Origin of the sequence: Niallia sp. FSL W8-0951 (genome assembly GCF_038006525.1) — a bacterium.
GTDB classification, from domain to species: Bacteria; Bacillota; Bacilli; order Bacillales; family Cytobacillaceae; genus Niallia; species Niallia circulans.
Genome location: NZ_JBBOVK010000001.1, coordinates 3,479,255 through 3,497,567, shown reverse-complemented (window position 1 = coordinate 3,497,567; position 18,313 = coordinate 3,479,255). Strand labels below are relative to the sequence as shown.

The following is an 18,313-nucleotide window of genomic DNA, read 5'->3' as shown; positions in this document are numbered from 1 at the left end:
GAGGGATGAAGGTATGGAAACGTCGGTAATTATTCCGACCTATAAGCGGACAGATGATTTAAAAAGGTGTTTGGAGGGATTAAGCAGACAACTTTATAAACCGGATGAAGTAATAGTTATAGTTCGTGATACAGATGACCAAACTGCAAGCTTTCTAAAAGACTATCAATCTATTATTTCTATTAAACAAGCAATCGTAACTCGACCAGGTCAAGTTGCCGCATTAAACGAAGGGCTGCAGCAGGCAGCAGGAGAATTCATTTGTATATTAGATGATGATACAGTGCCGCATACTCATTGGCTTCAAAAGATAATCGACATATTTAAGAGCTCCGACCAAATTGGCGGAGTCGGCGGGCGTGACTGGGTAGTTCACGGCAACTATAAAGAAGAAGGAAGGAAAGATCCTGTTGGAAAAGTACAATGGTTTGGTCGTGTCATTGGCAATCACCATTTAGGATATGGAGAAGCTCGTGATGTAGATGTATTAAAAGGAGCAAACATGAGCTATCGTCGAAAGGCCATTGCTGGATTAACTTTTGATGAAAGATTATTAGGGCAGGGAGCACAAGTACATAATGATATGGCATTTAGTTTAAGTGTAAGAAAGCGCGGATGGAGGCTGGTATATGACCCGGATGCAGCAGTGGATCATTATCCAGCTCCGCGATTTGATCTCGATCAGAGAGGAAGGTTTAATAAGGAAGCGTATTTACAAGGGGTATTTAATGAGACTTTGATCTTATCTGAATATATGTCAAATCCGATCCGAAAATTATTATATATAGGATGGTCTATAATGATTGGAACATCTGACAGGCCGGGAATATTACAACTTATTCGACTTTTTAAGAAAAATCCAAAATCCAACTTCCAAAAATTCTCCGTAAATATTCATACTCGATTAGGATTTCAAAAAAAATTAAAAACCATAGTAAGGAGTTAAGCTAGATGAAAAAGAAACTAGCGATTGTTGCCCATAACATAAACAATAGAGGTGGAATGGAAATTCATCTTTCAGAGATGATTAAACGACTAAGTAAGGAATATGAGATTACTGTTATTGCTTCTGAATTAAGTGGGGCATTTCGCGAAGTTAAATTTTTAAAAATTCCAGTTCCACAGAGACCTGTTTTTCTTAAAAGTGTACTTTTTGCGATTATGGCAAGTTTTGTTTTGTTTTTTAAAAAATACGATTTTGTTCATACTACGGGTGCCATAGTTTTTAACCGAGTGGATATGTCTACTATCCACTTTTGCCATCGGGCCTATAGAAGTCTTGGACTAAATGATCGTCTCAAACATACAAAATCATTTGCTCATAAAATAAATTCTTGGTTACACGGCAATTTTGCTTTATGGATGGAAGGGGTTTGTTATCAGCCAGACCGTATTCCGCATCTAGTAGTCGTTTCTGAACATGTTAAAAAAGAAGTTTTAAAGCATTTTCTTTATAAAGAAGATGATATAAGTATTATTTATAATGGGGTTGATGTTTCAGCTTTTAGACCAGCATCTATTGAAGAGAAAAAGCATTATAAGAAAAAACTAGGAATTCCTACAGAGGCTTTAGTATTCGTTTTTGTTGGTGGGGATTGGTCAAGGAAAGGTCTAATAATTCTATTAGAGGCTTTTCAAGAATTATTATCGAGGAATGCAGAACTAAAAGCAAAAGTATTAGTAGTAGGAAAAGGGGACAAATCGGCAATATTGAAAGGTTTTTCTAAGGAGGTAACCGATCATGTTATTTTTCACGGCTTCAAAGAGAATCCAGCCGATTTATATAGATTGTCAGATATATATGTTCTCCCTAGCTTATATGAAACGTTTAGCATTGCATCATTGGAAGCAGGGGCATGCGGTTTACCAGTCATTATGACTTCTGTTGGTATTGCCAATATAATTGCCGAAGATAATATTACAGGGTATACCGTTGAAAGAAATAAGGAATCAGTTTTAGAAGCAATGGAGAAATTAGCATTAAATCCAGAATTAAGAGACAAGATGTCATTCCAAGTTAGACAACGATCGCTAAGTATAACTTGGGATGAGACCTATAAGTTATTTCAAAAGCAATATGAGAGTTTAATTGATGTGTCTTAAAAGTGAGGGCTGAATATTGACTACTTTTCTTTATAGAAGAAGATTAATGGAGTTAGGGATTGTATTCTTAGCTCTACTTGTTATTGGCAGACTTTCAATAAGTCCTGGAAATGTAAGAGTACTTATATTTGCTAGTCTCTTTATCTTTACATTAGCCATGTTAGCAATCGTTAGAGAACGAATCATTTTCTTTTTAGTTGTTTACTTAGCTTGCATGGGCTTAATTAGAAGGGCGTTGATTCCCATTGCAAGCTGGAGCTCATTTGATCCTTTACTAATACTTGGACCAAGCATAACGATTATTTTAGCTCTTTCTTTATTTTGGGAATTGAAAAGTCAGCAGAGCCTAGGAGAAGAGAAGCCGGATAAATTAATGGTTACTCTTTTTATTTTCGGTTGTGTACAAATGTTTAATCCTTACTCCGGGAGTCCGATATCAGGTTTCGTAGCCGCGATATACATAATTGTTCCTTGGCTATGGTATTTCATCGCATTCTACAAAATTACGCAAAAGGATATCGGGAGGGTTTTAAATATTGTAGAAGTGATCGGTACAATGATCGCACTATATGGCATCTACCAGACGTTCTTTGGGATTCTTCCATTTGAACAAATGTGGGTGGATTTGACGGGGTATGCTGCTTTGTATCTAGCTCCAGAAACAGTAAGAGCAATTGGTACATTTCCGAGTGCGCAGGAATTTGTATATTTTACAATGATTACTTTTATGATTGGATTTACAAAGTTGGTTTTCAAGAAAAAATGTTTGATTCATTTACCAGTAGTTCTTATAACTCTGCTCTCCATTTTTTTTGCCAGTTCTAGAACAGTTATTTTTTTTATGGCTATAGCTTTATTAATGATTTTGATTGTATCTAAGAAAACACTGCTTCAAAAAATTGTAGCAGGATCAATATCAATTATGGTTCTATTCTCTATTTGGTCCCTTTTACCTCGTTTAAATCCATCATGGTTTGGGGTTGCTGAACCAGCAGTGCAACATATGATAGAAGGCTTGGTTGACCCGTTATCAGAAGAACAAACTGGTTTAGGTCACATTGAAAGGATTGTTGAAGGAATGAAAACAATCGCCACCAATCCCATTGGGCACGGCATTGCATCTGTAACAAAAGCTGCAGATAAATCAGGGGGAACGGATGCTATGTCAACAGAAATGGACCTTTCTAATATGATAGTAGCATTAGGTATTGGAGGAGTTATATACATTTTAGTAGTTATTATGACAATGTATAAACTTATCAAACTAATAAGTATGCAAAGGAAAATAGAATACATCATGGTGTTAGGAATTTTAGCAGGAGGAATTGGAAATTGGGTAAATGGAGGGTTCTATACAACCTCAATAATAACATGGCTGTTAGTAGGGTGGATTCATAAACAATATAGTAGTTATCGAGGTGAAGTTTATGCATTTAGTAGTCATTAGTCATGCTTGCGTTACAGATATCAACCAGCAAATATATGCGGAAATGGAGAAAATGGGACATAAAGTTGATTTAATAGTTCCTAGTAATTTTATTGCTCCAGGACTTACTGATAAGCCAATTTCAGTTAAAAGATGGCCGGCATTTAGTGGGAGAATTCTACAAATTCCGATATATTTTAATAAAAGTATTCCACTCCATTTCTATAAAAAAAGTTTAAAACAATTCTTTCAAAATAATAAGCCAGATTTTGTCTATGTTGCGGAAGAACCTTATTCGATTAGTTGTTTTCAAATTTTAAAAAGCGCATTAAAATACACCAAAGCAATTGGGTTTTATTCGGCACAAAATATAAAAAAAGACTATCCTTTCTTATTTCGAAAGATGGAAAGGTATGTTTATAAAAACTCCTCTCTCGCAGTAAGCATTAGTGAAGATGTTACATCAGTATTAAGAGAAAAAGGATTTAAAAATCAAATTTGCCAAGTTCCTTTAGGAGTAGATGAAGACCACTTTCATGTTTCAGCAGATTTAAGAGAAGAGGCGAGAAAAGAAGCAAATATTCCATCTAACGCTTATGTAATAGGGTTTGCTGGCCGTCTTGTAAAGGAAAAAGGTATTGATCTATTAATCAAGGCATATAGTTCCATTTATAAAGAAATAAGTAATTTGTACTTATTAATTGTTGGAAGAGGACCTTTAATAGATGACTTGAAAAAATTAGCAATAGAAATAGGTGTGAAAGAAAGGGTTGTTTTTATAGATAAGGCTGTTCATTCCGAAATGCCTAAATGGTTTAATGGGATGGATGTTCATGTTCTGCCTTCTATTACAATGCCTAACTGGCGAGAGCAGTTTGGCAGGGTTTTAATTGAGGCCGCTGCATGCGGGGTACCATCTATTGGAAGTTCTAGTGGGGAGATTCCTATCGTGCTAAATAACTTAGGGATGGAAAATGTATTTGAAGAAGGAAATATAGAACAACTTACTAATGAGATATTAAAACTAGCTCAGAAAACAAGTAATTCATTAGATATTAGAGAATTCTCTATAGCCAAATATGGAAATAAAGGGATTGCTGCTCGATTAGTGAGCGCCTTTGAAAAGGTTATGTAAAAATAAACTTAAAATCTAGTATTAAGGTAGGGTTATTAATGACCAATAGATTATTTATATCTGTAGACTTTCCACCAGAAAAGGGTGGAATTCAAAACTATGTATATGGGCTTGTTTCTCATCTTGATCCTATGAAAACAGTTGTTTTGACTTCTAATAGATTAGGAGAGGATGTTTATAAAGAATTCGATAGCAAACAGTCCTTTCAAACATATCGAATCGGAATCTCTAACAAGGTGTCCATGGTCAAACAAATTGTACAGCTATTTGTTTTATTTTTCTCTATTTGGTCCATTAAAAGAAACCATCATATACAGGAACTCCATTTCGGAAATATAATGCCGATTGGATTGGTTGGTCCATTTGCTAAGAAATGGTTAAAGGTAAAGTTTTATCCATATATCCATGGCCTTGATTTCCTTGAATCCAGGACCAACCCATTAAAGTATAAATTATTACACTATAGTTTAAAGCATGCTACGAAAATAATTTGTAATAGCAATTATACGAAAAATGTGCTGATCCAATCAGGTATCGATGAAAGTAAATTAATGGTCATTCATCCAGGAATCCATGCCAATCTTGATTCTAAAAAGTTACATAAAGAAGCAGTAATAACCAAGTATCAACTTCAGGATAAATTTGTTTTGTTAACAGTTGGCCGACTAGTAGAGCGTAAAGGCCATGATAAAGTACTAGAAGCATTAAAGGAGCTTGTACAAGATAATCAGAATATTAGATATATTATTTGTGGCAAGGGGCCAGAACGTGAAAAGTTAGAAGTGCAGACAAAGAAATTACAATTAGAGAAGTTTGTAATTTTTACAGGGGCCATAGATCAGAACGAATTGGAAGCATTATATGAGGCGGCTGATTTATTTATTATGTTGAATAGGGAATTGCAAGAGCAAGGGGATGTAGAAGGCTACGGTATCGTCTTTTTAGAAGCGGGTATGCATAAATTGCCAGTTATAGGAGGTAACAATGGAGGAGTGCCAGATGCAGTAGTCAATGGAATGACTGGCTACCTAGTAAATTCTACAGACGTTCAAGAGGTAGTAAACACGATTCAGGTGTTACAGCAAGATAAGCAGCTAATAAAGGAAATGGGGATAAATGGATATAAGTGGGTTAATAGCAATTGTTTATGGTCGAGTAGAGTGAAGCTCTTAGACAACCTAGAGGGATAAAGGAAGGATGGCGAGATGATTGAAATCTGCACTGATTACGGGGATAACTGGTCAAGATGGAGCTTATTTAGCACAATTGCTATTAAATAAAGGATATAAAGTGTTTGGGTTACTAGCCAGAAGGAGTACAGATACGTTATGGAGACTAGAGTATCTGCAAATTAAGGAAGAAGTGGTATTAGTTGACGGAGATATGACAGACCTGTCTTCTTTGATAAGAGCATTACAGTTAGCCAAACCTGATGAAGTATATAATTTAGCAGCGCAAAGTTTTGTTGGGACCTCTTGGGAACAGCCAGTATTAACAGGCAATATCACAGGTATAGGAACAGTGAATATTCTGGAGGCTATAAGGTTAACGAATCCAGGAATAAGATTCTATCAAGCATCAACAAGTGAAATGTTTGGATTAGTGCAGGAGGAGATTCAAACAGAAAAAACACCATTTCACCCTAGGAGCCCTTATGGAGCGGCTAAATTATACGCACACTGGATGACAATTAATTATCGAGAAAGCTATAAAATGCATACTTCTTGTGGCATTCTTTTCAATCATGAGTCGCCATTGAGGGGAATTGAATTCGTCAGCAGAAAAATCACAGATGCTGCGGCAAGAATAAAGATGGGGATACAAAAGGAATTGAGGCTGGGCAATATAGAAGCCAAAAGAGATTGGGGCTATGCAGCAGATTATGTAGAAGCAATGTGGCTGATGCTTCAACAAGAATCAGGAGATGATTACGTTATATCTTCTGGCAGAACAACAACTGTACGCAGACTTTGTGAAATCGCCTTTAGCTATCTGGATTTACGTTATCAAGACTATGTAGTGATTGACCCACACTACTACCGTCCCGCAGAAGTAGATGTCCTTTTGGGAGATTCATCAAAAGCGAAAAGAAAGTTAAATTGGCGAGCAAAGACAGAGTTAGAGCAGCTGGTAAAAATAATGGTGGATGCGGATGTACAGAGAATAAGGAAAGAAATAAACAGCTATCCTTCTCTTTTTCCTAAATTAGCAAATTTATAGAAAGTCAACTTTGAAGTAGTCAAGAACTGCTTTTTTTTATACATAAAAATGGCAAAAAGGAGGGGAGCCAGTGAAGCAAGTTGGAAAGATTAAAGTACTGTTCCTAGTACACACGGCAATAATTGGAGGGGGAGAAAGAAGTTTAATTGATATATTGACCTATATCAACAAAGAAAGATTCCAGCCCACATTAGTATGCTTTGAGGACGGTCCACTTGTGGAAAAGGTCTCGGGAATTTCTGGTGTGGAGGTTGCTGTCATTCCATTTTCCGCTAAAGTATTGAAGTATAACAGAGATGAAAAAAGTATATTAAGGTTCTTGTCCATATTCTCATTATTTATCCCAATGGTTAGGCTTTTTTCTTTCATATATAAGAGTAAGGCAAAGATTGTTTATTCTAATTCGATGAAAGCTCATTTTATTGGTCTTGTTGTTGGGAAGCTGGCATTTAAAAAGGTTATCTGGCATGTAAGGGATATTATGGATGGTGGAATAAATAAGAAATTATTTGTTTTGCTTTCAAAGTTTGCGGACGAAATTATATGTATTTCAAAGTCTGTATCCAGTCAATTTGGAAAAACAGAGAAGACAAAAATTGTCTATAACGGAATCCTTCCATTAGAGGAGGTTAGAAGTCGTGAGGGAATTTAAAGTTGCTATTGTGGGTCAGATAGCTAGATGGAAAGGGCAAGACGTGTTCATTAAAGCAGCAAGGCTTTTGCACCCAAAGTATCCCGAGATCAAATTTTTGATAATTGGGGATGTATTGTTTGCGAAAGAAGAAGAACTTCAGTACAAGAATCATTTAATAGAATTAGCGAAGGATTGTAATTATATTCAGTTTCTAGGTCATAGAGAAAACGTTTTGGAATTATTGAAAGATATCGATATCCTAGTGCATGCTTCTACTAGAGCAGAGCCTTTTGGCAGGGTGATTATTGAAGGAATGGCTTCTAGAAAGCCAGTTATTGCAGCTGGGATAGGAGGACCGTTGGAGTTAATTGAGGATGATCTCACAGGTATCTTATATTCACCAGGAGATTACAATCAATTAGCCGGAAAAATAGCGCTGCTTTACAAAAATGAAGAAAAATATCATTATGTTGCGAGAAATGGCTATCACAAGTTCAAAGATAATTTTGATATTAGAAAAACAGTGTCATTAGTAGAAAAGTATATTAATTCTCACATTAGGCAGTAATCAATTATATAAATACATTTGAGGTGTGAAAATGAAAGTAGCTCTAATATCAAGTGCTGATTATGATCCAAATACCGGAGTTTCTGGTACTCGAATAGCTTTTAGAGATGCTCTTAGAGAGTTAGGTGTGCAGGCCGATACGTATTTCATGGATGATTTAAAAAGTTTTTCTGGGGGGCTAACGGATAAGGTTTTATTCCCATGGAAAGTAGCTTGGAATAAGATGAAATGGAATGATTATGATGTGATAGACGTCGCTTCAGGGGATGGCTGGGTATTATCTTCTATGAGAAATCGTCCTACTACCGTTTTTAGTAGTCACGGATTAGAGCATTTAGCCCATCATGAGTTATTAAAAGAATCAAAGAATGGCCATGTGAATTTAAGCTGGAAATATCCTATATATTGGGGTGGGTTCAGACTTTGGGAAGTAGCTAAGTCTATAAAGATGTCTGATGTGTCTATATTCTTAAATGAAAATGATAAGAAATATGCAATCAACCATTTCAAAGTCAATCCTAAAAGCGTCTATATTGTTCCCAATGGTATACCAGATTACTTTATAGGGAGAGAATTTACGCGGAAAAAGGATGACAGTAAGTCAATTAAAATAGTACAGATTGGGAGTTACATTCAAAGAAAAGGGATAAAATATACTTCGGAAGTAATGAATGAACTACTTCAGAAGTATCCAAATATAGAACTAACTTTTCTGGGAACAGGGTGTAATAGGGAAAAGGTCTATCAAGATTACATTCCTGAGGTAAGAAGTAGAGTAAAGGTAATGGAAAAATATAAACATAGCGAACTGCCGGAACTACTAGAACATTACCAAATTAATCTTTTTCCTTCTTTATCTGAAGGATTTGGAAAAACATTAATAGAGGCTATGGCTTGTGGTCTGGCGCCAATCACCTTTGAAACACCAGGTCCGTTAGATATTTTGACGAATATGCATGATGGACTTGTGGTGCCGAGGAGAAATAAAGAGTTATTGCGGAATGCTCTTGAAAAGTTAATTAACCAACCGGCATTATTATATGATTTACAAGTGAATGCTTATCATACTGCACAAAAATATAGTTGGAATCAAGCGGCAAAGCAGCGATTAACAGTATATGAAAATGCAATTGAGGTTAGATGAATATAGGGATAAATGTGGAAAACTATCGTAATAATAGGAGCTATTAGATGAAAAAATTATTTTTATCTAGTTTATCTGTCAATCTATTTATAATGATTATCAATTTAATTACTGGTATATTAAGCGCACGTTATTTAGGAGCATATGGGAGAGGGGAATTGGCAATAGCAACTAGATGGCCAAATTTATTCATCTTGCTTTTTACGTTTGGGTTGCCTGGTGCACTTACTTTCTTAGGAAAGAAAAATAATAAAGAACAAAGCAGTTATTTAAGTGCGTATTTTATACTTAATGCTATTATAGGTCCTATTGGTTTAATTATCGGCTTTATAGTTTTTCCAATGATAATCTCCAATCAACCCGCTTCTATTATAAATATGGCAAAAATATCATTACTAGCATTACCTTTTGCAATAATGTCACATGGTCTAATAGGAAGTCTACAAGGTATCAATAAGTTTAAGCATGTGATGGCGATTAAATTAATGACGCCATTTGGGATTGTTACAATAATTTTAGTTCTTATTTTTGCTGGTAAATACAATGTCTATAATTTCATTGTTATAACTACTTTATTGAATGTTCTTATTTGTATCATTTCCTTGTTAATGGTTTTAAAATTTATAAAACCAACATTAAATAACACTTTAAATAAAACGAAAGAATTAACAAAAAGAGGTATTCAAATTTATGGTTATTCCATAACATCTAGTTTTGGTAATCAAATGGATCAGTTGGTGATTTCCTTAGTTCTAAGTCCGTTTATTTTAGGTTTATATACAGTAGCTGTAAGTATTAGAAATATGTTAATATCCCTAATTCATGGAGCAATAAGTGTCTATTTGATGCCTAAATTAATGGATTTAAAGGGTACCGAGAGATATATGAAAGTGGAGAGAATACATGGGACGTTATTTTACGGGACATTCTTTGTATCAATATTCTTAAGTAGTGTGTTGCCTTTAGTGATTCCTTTAATTTATGGGAAAGAGTTTGTAGATTCCATCATTATGGGGGTAATACTCTTAAGCAGTGTCCCTTTTTCGATAGGAAATGCGATATTAGTCAACTTTTTAACTGCTGAAGCTAAGTTTCATAGAATTACCTGCTCGGAGATTTTAGGTATTATAGTGGGGTTAATTGTTACAGTACTTTTATATAGATTTATGGGTGGAGAAGCGGCAGCGCTGGGAGTAGTGAGCAGTTCGATTGCAAAATGGATTATAAATTTACATGCAAGCTGTAAGATAGGTGTAAACTATAGGTCATTATTCACCCTTTATATAGATTCATATAAATCACTTTTGCAATTACTATTTAGTGTAATCTATATAAATAAATTTCAGAAACATAAATCGACAATTAACAAAAATGTATGAGTAAAACTAATAAATTTATAATAGTTTTTTAGTAGCAAGCATACTGAAGGAGGTCGAATCTTATGAAAACAGCCATCATCCACGACTGGTTAGTAGTCTACAGCGGGGCGGAAAAAGTGCTGGAGGAATTACTTAAACTCTTCCCAGATGCAGATCTATACAGTACGGTCGAACATCTAGAAGCCAAAGATCGACATTTTATTCAAAATAAACAGGTGAAAACAACATTTATACAAAAGCTTCCTTTTTCGAAGAAGAAGTATCGTAATTATCTTCCTCTTATGCCGTTAGCAATCGAGCAATTGGATCTTTCTAAATACGATTTAATCATCTCCAGTTCTCATGCAGTTGCAAAGGGAGTGATAACAGGTCCGGATCAGCTGCATATTTCTTACGTATATTCACCAATACGCTATGCCTGGGATTTGCAGCATCAATATTTAAGGGAATCGGGTCTTGAAAAGGGGATAAAAAGCTGGATCACAAGGTTCATTCTGCACTATGTTCGAAACTGGGATTATCGAACAGCAAATGGTGTGGATTTTTTTATGTGCGTATCTGACTTTATTGGGCGGAGAATTTGGAAGGCGTATCGGAGGGAAGCCAAGACAGTATATCCTCCAGTAGATGTATCTGCGTTCACGTTAAGAGATGAGAAAGAAGACTTTTATTTAACTGCCTCACGGATGGTACCGTACAAAAAGATAGATACCATTGTAGAATCTTTTTCTTTATTGCCAGACAAGAAACTAGTTGTCATAGGAGATGGTCCGGACTTTAAGAAAATTAAAGCAAAAGCTGGGTCAAATGTTATTTTGATGGGATACCAGCCTTTTGAAGTATTAAAGGACTATATGCAGCGTGCGAAAGGCTTTATTTTTGCTGCGGAAGAGGATTTTGGAATTGCTCCATTAGAAGCACAAGCATGTGGAACACCTGTTATTGCATACGGGAAAGGCGGGTCTCGGGAGACAGTTAGAGGATACAATGAATCTACTAGTCCAACAGGGCTCTTTTTTTATGAACAAAATGTGGAAGCAATTGCGGCGGCTGTCCAAAAGTTTGAGCATATCCAGATAGATTCGATTGATTGCCGAAATCACTCCTTATATTTTTCGAATGAACGTTTTCAAAAAGAATTTAAAGCGTTTATTGATACCAAAATCAATGAATGGAGAATGAAAAAAGCTTTAGCAAGTGAACAGGAGGCTACTTCTGAACACTGGCTGCATAAGAGAAAGAAGGCATGATAAAAAGGAGGCATTCCCATGAAAACAGCAATTATACATGATTGGCTGGTAGTTTATAATGGGGCAGAAAAAGTACTAGAGGAGATACTCAAGATTTATCCAGATGCAGACCTTTACAGTACAGTCGATTACTTAGATGAGAGTGATCGGCATTTTATTCAACATAAGAAAGTGAACACGACTTTTATTCAAAAGCTTCCTTTTTCAAAAAGGAAGTATCGTGCGTATCTTCCCTTAATGCCATTAGCCATTGAACAATTAGATTTATCTAAATATGATCTCATTATCACTAGCTCCTATGCTGTAGCAAAAGGGGTCATAACTGGACCAGATCAGCTTCATATTTCATATGTTCATTCTCCTATTCGCTATGCTTGGGACCTTCAGCACCAATATTTAAAAGAAGCAGGGATGGATAAAGGAATAAAAGGATATTTAACTAGATTTCTACTGCACCAAATTCGTAATTGGGATTATCGAACAGCAAATGGTGTAGATTTTTTTATGTCTAATTCTGATTTTATTGGAAGAAGAATCTGGAAGGTTTATAAAAGAGAATCACAAACGGTATATCCGCCCGTGGATGTCTCTAGATTTAGCTTCTATCCAGACAAAGAGGATTTCTATCTTACTGCTTCCAGGATGGTTCCTTACAAGAAAATAGATACAATAGTTGAAGCATTTTCTCTGATGCCAGATAAGAAATTAATCGTAATTGGGGATGGTCCGGATTTTAAAAAAATTAAGGCGAAAGCAGGTTCAAATGTTCACTTGATGGGCTATCAATCCTTTGAAGTGTTAAAAGACCATATGCAGCGGGCAAAAGGTTTTATCTTTGCAGCGGAAGAAGACTTTGGCATAACCCCTCTAGAAGCACAGGCTTGTGGTACGCCGGTCATTGCTTATGGAAAAGGGGGATCCTTAGAAACGGTCAAAGGATACAATGAATCGCTTCATCCAACTGGGTATTTCTTCTATGAACAAACACCAGAAGCGATAAGAAGGGCTGTGGAGCAATTCGAACGATTACCATTCAATCCAGTCCATTGTCGAGAGTATGCTTTGAATTTCTCTCCGGAACGGTTTCGTACAGAATTCAAACAGTTTATAGAGGAAAAAATAGCGCACAAACAGCAAATTTGGGAAAAGACAACGAATATCAATGTAGTAAAATCTTATATCATTTCAGACGTTCACTGGACAAAGAAACAATCAATCAGTTAGGAGCGATGATGATGTTATTAAATGAGGAGTTAGCGAGAGATTGTTTTTATCAAGTTAACAAAGAAAATACATGTAAAGAATTAAATAGCCAAATGTATATATGGAATCAGCAAAATAATACGTATTACAAGATTGGAGAAATAGGGACTGTGATATGGGAATATTGTAAGTATCCGATAAGTGAGCAGCAAATCGTAGCAATGTTAATGGAGGACTATGAAGTTTCAAAAGAAGAATGTGAGCAGCAAGTAGAATATTTTTTAGCAGAATTATTAGCAGATAATTTACTAGTAAAGGTAGATTTAAAAGGATGCCTAGAGTGATACGGAAAGTCAAGAAATTTATCAAAATGGATTTTAAACTAAAATGCCTAATGATGGAGGCATTTATTTTTTTGGCAAGAGGTAGGTTTTTGAAACTATTGCCATTCGCGAAAGTTGCTCCTAGTCTGGGTGAAGAATCGATGGAAACGGAAGTTCAGGTATATGGCAATGAAAAGATGATAAAAGATGTATCATTGGCGATTGAGACGATGAGCAAATATACATTTTGGGAAAGTGCCTGCCTTGTCCAAGCAATTGCAGCAACGAGAATGTTAAATAGAAGAAAGATTCCAACCACTTTATATCTAGGTATCGCAAGGGACCCAGCAGGCAAAATGGAAGCACATGCATGGGTTAGAAGTGGTTCGCATTATGTGACAGGTGCACGCGGTAAACAACGTTTTACCGTTGTGAATACATTTGCCGGTGGTATGAGTAAAAGAGGTGAAAAGAATGAAGGGATCAGAAGAAATTGATCTGCATAGCTGTTCCAATGAACTGCAGTTGTTATTAAGGCTATTGAATGAGGAAGAAGACTCCATAAAACTGATAGAGGAATTTTATAAAAAGGTAGATTGGAAGGAGTTTCTTCAGCTGGTTTATTTTCATAATGTGTATCCATCCATCTATTTAAGACTGTCTAGTATAGACTCTCCCTATTTACCTAACAACGTAGTCAAAATAGTAGAGGATTTATATAAAGACAATACAATCAAAATGCTCCAATTAATCAAAGAACTAGATAATATTTCAACTGCATTAACGAAGAATAAGATCCGCATGCTGACTTTAAAAGGACCAATTCTTTCCTATTATTTGTACGGAGACTTATCTTCCAGAACTTCCAACGATCTTGACATTCTGATTTCCTTTCAAGATTTAAAATCAACGATAGAAATACTGCAAGCCAAGGGATATGAAATGGAGTATGAACCACCACGAAAATTAAAAGATTGGCAAAAAAGAAACCATCATCTTGAATTCCTTCATAAAGAGAAAAATTGCAAAGTGGAAGTGCATTGGAGACTTCATCCCGGTCCTAGTAAAGAGCCGAGCTTTGAAGACTTATGGAATAATCGCAAAACGGTGTCTATAGGGTCAACAGCATTCCATACTTTAGGTGAGGAAATATTGTGCTATTATCTTGTTACACATGGGGCACGTCATGGCTGGTTTCGTATTCGGTGGCTAGTAGATATTGTGCAACTGCTGAAGAGAGAAGAAGATATTAATAGTTGTCCAAAGGCCTTTATGGAAAATCAATCCTGCCACCTCTATCAACAAGTGCTCTATTTAGTAGAAAACCTACAATTAAGCCCAAAAAGGTATCAGAGAAAGATAAAGAAGCAAGCGAAGGGACTTGCACAAAAAGCTTTTCTATTCATGAGAGAAAGAATCAACTTTTTTCATCCTCCAGAAAAGATATGGGATAAGGAAGGAAAAAAGTATCTATTTATGATGAAACCATTTAAGCAGAAGGCAGCTTACATCATTCGGAAATTCTATGCTAATTCATGGGATGCAGAAGTGCTTCCTTTACCAAAATCATTGCACTTTCTTTATCTTCCATTAAGACCAATTTTATGGCTGTGGCGAGTAATTTTAAAGCAAAAAGTTTCACTTAGGAGACTTTAGAAAATGAGAAATCTTATTGTTTTTTTTAAGAAACTGCAGGCAGTTACTGGAACGAAGATGTATCTTAATATTTTTCTTAGCATTCTAATAAGTGCCCTTGAAGGAATTAGCATTTATCTTTTAATACCAATGCTTTCTGTTATTGGATTGTTGAATATGCAGATAAATGATCTGTTTCCTATTACTTTAATAGTAGCAGCAATGGAAAAGCTGCCATTTCAACTAAATTTGACTTCTGTCTTATTGATTTATCTTCTATTGATAGGTGGTCAGGCTTTGCTGCAACGGAGTCAAACGATTTTAAATACAGATATCCAGCAGAACTTTATTAAACAGCTGCGACTAGAGACATATGAATCACTTATCAAAGTGAAGTGGGAATATATGCTGAGAAAAAGAAAGTCGGATTTTAACTATATTCTCACAACAGAAATATCACGAGTCGGCGTGGGAACACATAGTATTATCCAATTAATCAGCATTGTATTTTTTACTATTGTTCAAATAATGCTGGCTTTTCTCTTATCACCATCCTTAACAAGCATAGTCTTAATTATTGGTGGGTTACTTAGTATTTTTATGAGGAAATTCGTAAGGAATTCTAAAACAATTGGCAAAGAAACAACAGAGTTAATGAACGATTACTTTGGAGGAATTACAGAACAGTTTAGTGGAATGAAAGATATGAAAAGCAATATGCTTGAGCCATCTTTTTTTGATTGGTTTCAGTCTAAGTCTCATTTAATTCATCATAATGTGATGAATTTAGTTCGCTTAAACGCTAAGTCTGTATTCATTTATCGGCTGATGGCTGGTATCTTGATTGTCCTTTTTGTATCTATTTCTTTTTCCTTTCTTAAACTGCCGCCAGAGAAGCTTATGGTAATTATTTTGATTTTTTCAAGATTATGGCCGCGGTTTTCCTCCTTGCAAAGTAATGTAGAACAAATTGTTTCCATGTTTCCGGCATTAGATCATGTTCTGCGTGTTCAAGCGGAAAGTAACAAAAGCCAAGAATGGAGTACCTTTCGCACAAGGGAATGGGAGCCATTTACTCTCGAACAAGCAATAGAATGTGACCATGTCTATTTCCGCTATCAACCATCTCAGGAAGACTGGACATTAACTAACGTAAATATTCATTTTCCGCTTAAGAAAACAACTGCAATAGTTGGGCCGTCAGGAGCGGGAAAGACGACATTAGTCGATTTAGTAATGGGTTTGCTGCAGCCTGAAAAAGGCAGATTGCTTGTAAACGGAAAATCGTTAACAGAGGAGGAGATACTGTTATATCGGAATTCCATTAGTTATGTTGCTCAGGAGCCTTTTTTATTTCATAGCAGCATTCGAGATAATTTATTAATGGTAGCACCAAAGGCGACAGAACTGGAATTATGGCAAGCTTTGTCATTTGCTGCTGCAGAGAATTTTGTTAAACAAATGCCGGAAGGATTGGATACGGTTATTGGAGATAGAGGAATAAGGCTTTCAGGGGGAGAGCGCCAGCGTCTCGTTTTGGCGCGGGCCATCTTGAGAAAACCAGCTATTCTCATATTAGATGAAGCAACAAGTGCATTAGATAGTGAAAATGAACAGAAGATTCAGCAGGCTATTGACCAATTAAAAGGGAGAATGACGATAATCGTAATCGCTCATCGTCTATCAACGATTCGAAATGCAGATAAGGTAATGGTATTGGAATCTGGAAAGGTAATACAAGAAGGGGAATATAAGCAATTGGCGCAAACAAAGGGAGCGTTAAGAAAAATGCTTGTTTCCCAAGAATTAGCCGGAAATCAAACATTGGCTTAATTTCAAGAAGGAGAGGATGAAATTGAAACTTGTTTTATTGTCTGGCGGCTCTGGAAAACGTCTATGGCCGTTGTCCAATGATGCCCGTTCAAAGCAGTTTCTGAAAGTGTTAACCGATGAAGAGGGCAATAAGGAATCGATGGTTCAAAGAGTGTGGGGACAGCTTGAAAAAAATGATCTTGCCAAGGATTCGCTGATTGCAACAAGTAAATCGCAAGTGGAAATGATTCAAATACAAGTTGGAACACAAGTGCCTATTGTGGTAGAACCAACAAGAAGAGATACATTTCCAGCAATTGCTCTAGCCGCTGTCTATTTATATTCTGTTAAAGGCTGCAGTCCTCATGAAGTGATAGCGATACTTCCTGTTGACCCTTTTGTAGAGAATCACTTTTTTTCGAAGGTAAAAGAGCTTGAGAAAACGGTAGTAGAAAGTAATGCAGACCTCGCTTTAATAGGAGTGCAGCCAACCTATCCTTCTGAAAAATATGGATATATGGTTCCTTTTGATGAAGAAGAGAGGAGTTATATGCGAGTATCTTCTTTCAAGGAAAAGCCGAGAAAAGAAGAAGCAGAAAGACTAATAGAAAGTGGCGGATTATGGAACAGTGGGGTGTTTGCTTTCAAAATCGAATACCTGCTTAATATCTTGTTGGAAAGAGGCTATCCTATTCAATATGAGCAACTAGTAAGTCAATATCACCTATTACCTCAGAATAGCTTTGACTACGAAGTGGCAGAGAAGGCAGAGCAAGTAATTGCTTTATCCTATACGGGCTATTGGAAAGACCTTGGAACCTGGAATACGTTAACAGAGGAAATGCAAAACCCGATTAGTGGAAAGGGCTTTGTTAGTAAAGGTATAACCAATTCTCATATTGTAAATGAGTTGGATATCCCTATTACACTAATAGGTTTAGATGATGTGGTGGTGGCGGCAAGTCCGGATGGTATTTTAGTAACAAATAAAGAGGATAGTCTGCAAGTGAAGGAAATATTAAAAGACCTAATAGAAAGACCTATGTTTGAAGAGAGAAGGTGGGGCTGGTATAAGGTATTGGAACATACGAAATATCTCGAAGGAAATGAAGTTTTAACAAAAAGAATATGTGTAGATACCGGGAAGAACCTGAGCTATCAAGTTCATTACAAACGAAGTGAGGTATGGACAGTTGTTAAAGGAGAAGGTGTCCTAGTATTGGATGATCAACTACAGCATATTCGGTCAGGGGATGTTATTCATATTCCCCTAGGAACAAAGCATGCTTTAAGAGCAACCAGTACAATGGAAATTATTGAAGTACAGACAGGCAGTGAGCTAGTTGAGGAGGATATTTATCGATTCTCACTAGAATGGAAACAAATAATGAATGGAATAACCTATAAAAATCTGGCAATAAATTTATAAACAGGTATTGCTAGGAAGTCTGTAGTATGATACGTTCTTAATAAAGAATGTG

At 36.0% G+C, this 18,313-nt stretch carries 17 protein-coding genes; all 17 read left to right on the top strand.

The features are described from left to right. Positions 1 to 13 precede the first annotated feature (13 nt). The 17 genes from NSS71_RS17090 to NSS71_RS17010 all read left to right on the top strand — a co-directional run bounded on the left by NSS71_RS17090 (position 14) and on the right by NSS71_RS17010 (position 18,261). On the top strand, positions 14 to 946 hold the full coding sequence (locus NSS71_RS17090) for a glycosyltransferase family 2 protein (protein WP_095322792.1): 933 nt from the start codon (positions 14 to 16) through the stop codon (positions 944 to 946). Positions 947 to 951: 5 nt separating this feature from the next. Next, positions 952 to 2,103 carry a glycosyltransferase family 4 protein gene (locus tag NSS71_RS17085; protein WP_095320471.1) on the top strand — a complete coding sequence of 384 codons (1,152 nt, stop codon included), beginning with the start codon at positions 952 to 954 and terminating at the stop codon, positions 2,101 to 2,103. A gap of 16 nt (positions 2,104 to 2,119) precedes the next feature. After that, complete coding sequence (locus NSS71_RS17080; RefSeq protein ID WP_341151859.1) at positions 2,120 to 3,550, top strand: hypothetical protein; 1,431 nt, start codon at positions 2,120 to 2,122, stop codon at positions 3,548 to 3,550. Then, the gene (locus NSS71_RS17075; protein ID WP_341151858.1) at positions 3,531 to 4,664 is read left to right on the top strand and encodes a glycosyltransferase; all 1,134 of its coding nucleotides are present in this window, start codon (positions 3,531 to 3,533) and stop codon (positions 4,662 to 4,664) included. The genes NSS71_RS17080 and NSS71_RS17075 overlap by 20 nt, the downstream gene beginning before the upstream one ends. 38 nt (positions 4,665 to 4,702) lie before the next feature. After that, complete coding sequence (locus tag NSS71_RS17070) at positions 4,703 to 5,854, top strand: glycosyltransferase family 4 protein (protein ID WP_095320474.1); 1,152 nt, start codon at positions 4,703 to 4,705, stop codon at positions 5,852 to 5,854. 19 nt (positions 5,855 to 5,873) lie between these two features. After that, positions 5,874 to 6,884, top strand: coding sequence for a GDP-mannose 4,6-dehydratase (gmd, locus tag NSS71_RS17065; protein WP_341151857.1), 1,011 nt, complete (start codon positions 5,874 to 5,876; stop codon positions 6,882 to 6,884). Positions 6,885 to 6,954: 70 nt separating this feature from the next. After that, positions 6,955 to 7,536, top strand: a complete 582-nt coding sequence (locus NSS71_RS17060; RefSeq protein WP_095258149.1) for a glycosyltransferase — start codon at positions 6,955 to 6,957, stop codon at positions 7,534 to 7,536. Next, on the top strand, positions 7,523 to 8,086 hold the full coding sequence (locus NSS71_RS17055; RefSeq protein WP_095258148.1) for a glycosyltransferase: 564 nt from the start codon (positions 7,523 to 7,525) through the stop codon (positions 8,084 to 8,086). The genes NSS71_RS17060 and NSS71_RS17055 overlap by 14 nt, the downstream gene beginning before the upstream one ends. 31 nt (positions 8,087 to 8,117) lie before the next feature. After that, entirely contained in the window at positions 8,118 to 9,230 is a 1,113-nt protein-coding gene (locus NSS71_RS17050) for a glycosyltransferase family 4 protein (protein WP_095258147.1), read from the top strand. Between the two features lie 47 nt (positions 9,231 to 9,277). Beyond that, positions 9,278 to 10,609: an oligosaccharide flippase family protein gene (locus NSS71_RS17045; RefSeq protein WP_095258146.1), complete on the top strand. Its 1,332-nt coding sequence runs from the start codon at positions 9,278 to 9,280 to the stop codon at positions 10,607 to 10,609. A 62-nt stretch (positions 10,610 to 10,671) separates the two neighbouring features. Next, complete coding sequence (locus NSS71_RS17040) at positions 10,672 to 11,859, top strand: glycosyltransferase family 4 protein (protein ID WP_095258145.1); 1,188 nt, start codon at positions 10,672 to 10,674, stop codon at positions 11,857 to 11,859. 18 nt (positions 11,860 to 11,877) lie between these two features. Then, positions 11,878 to 13,083 carry a glycosyltransferase family 4 protein gene (locus NSS71_RS17035; protein WP_341151856.1) on the top strand — a complete coding sequence of 402 codons (1,206 nt, stop codon included), beginning with the start codon at positions 11,878 to 11,880 and terminating at the stop codon, positions 13,081 to 13,083. 5 nt (positions 13,084 to 13,088) lie between these two features. After that, positions 13,089 to 13,406: a PqqD family peptide modification chaperone gene (locus NSS71_RS17030; RefSeq protein WP_082138341.1), complete on the top strand. Its 318-nt coding sequence runs from the start codon at positions 13,089 to 13,091 to the stop codon at positions 13,404 to 13,406. Further along, positions 13,394 to 13,882 (top strand): lasso peptide biosynthesis B2 protein, encoded by a 489-nt coding sequence (locus NSS71_RS17025; protein ID WP_341151855.1) that lies wholly within the window; start codon positions 13,394 to 13,396, stop codon positions 13,880 to 13,882. The genes NSS71_RS17030 and NSS71_RS17025 overlap by 13 nt, the downstream gene beginning before the upstream one ends. Next, the gene (locus tag NSS71_RS17020) at positions 13,860 to 15,041 is read left to right on the top strand and encodes a nucleotidyltransferase domain-containing protein (RefSeq protein ID WP_341151854.1); all 1,182 of its coding nucleotides are present in this window, start codon (positions 13,860 to 13,862) and stop codon (positions 15,039 to 15,041) included. Before NSS71_RS17025 ends, NSS71_RS17020 begins: the two co-directional genes overlap by 23 nt. A gap of 3 nt (positions 15,042 to 15,044) precedes the next feature. Further along, entirely contained in the window at positions 15,045 to 16,853 is a 1,809-nt protein-coding gene (locus NSS71_RS17015; RefSeq protein WP_341151853.1) for an ABC transporter ATP-binding protein, read from the top strand. A gap of 22 nt (positions 16,854 to 16,875) precedes the next feature. Then, positions 16,876 to 18,261 (top strand): sugar phosphate nucleotidyltransferase, encoded by a 1,386-nt coding sequence (locus NSS71_RS17010; protein WP_341151852.1) that lies wholly within the window; start codon positions 16,876 to 16,878, stop codon positions 18,259 to 18,261. Positions 18,262 to 18,313 lie beyond the last annotated feature (52 nt).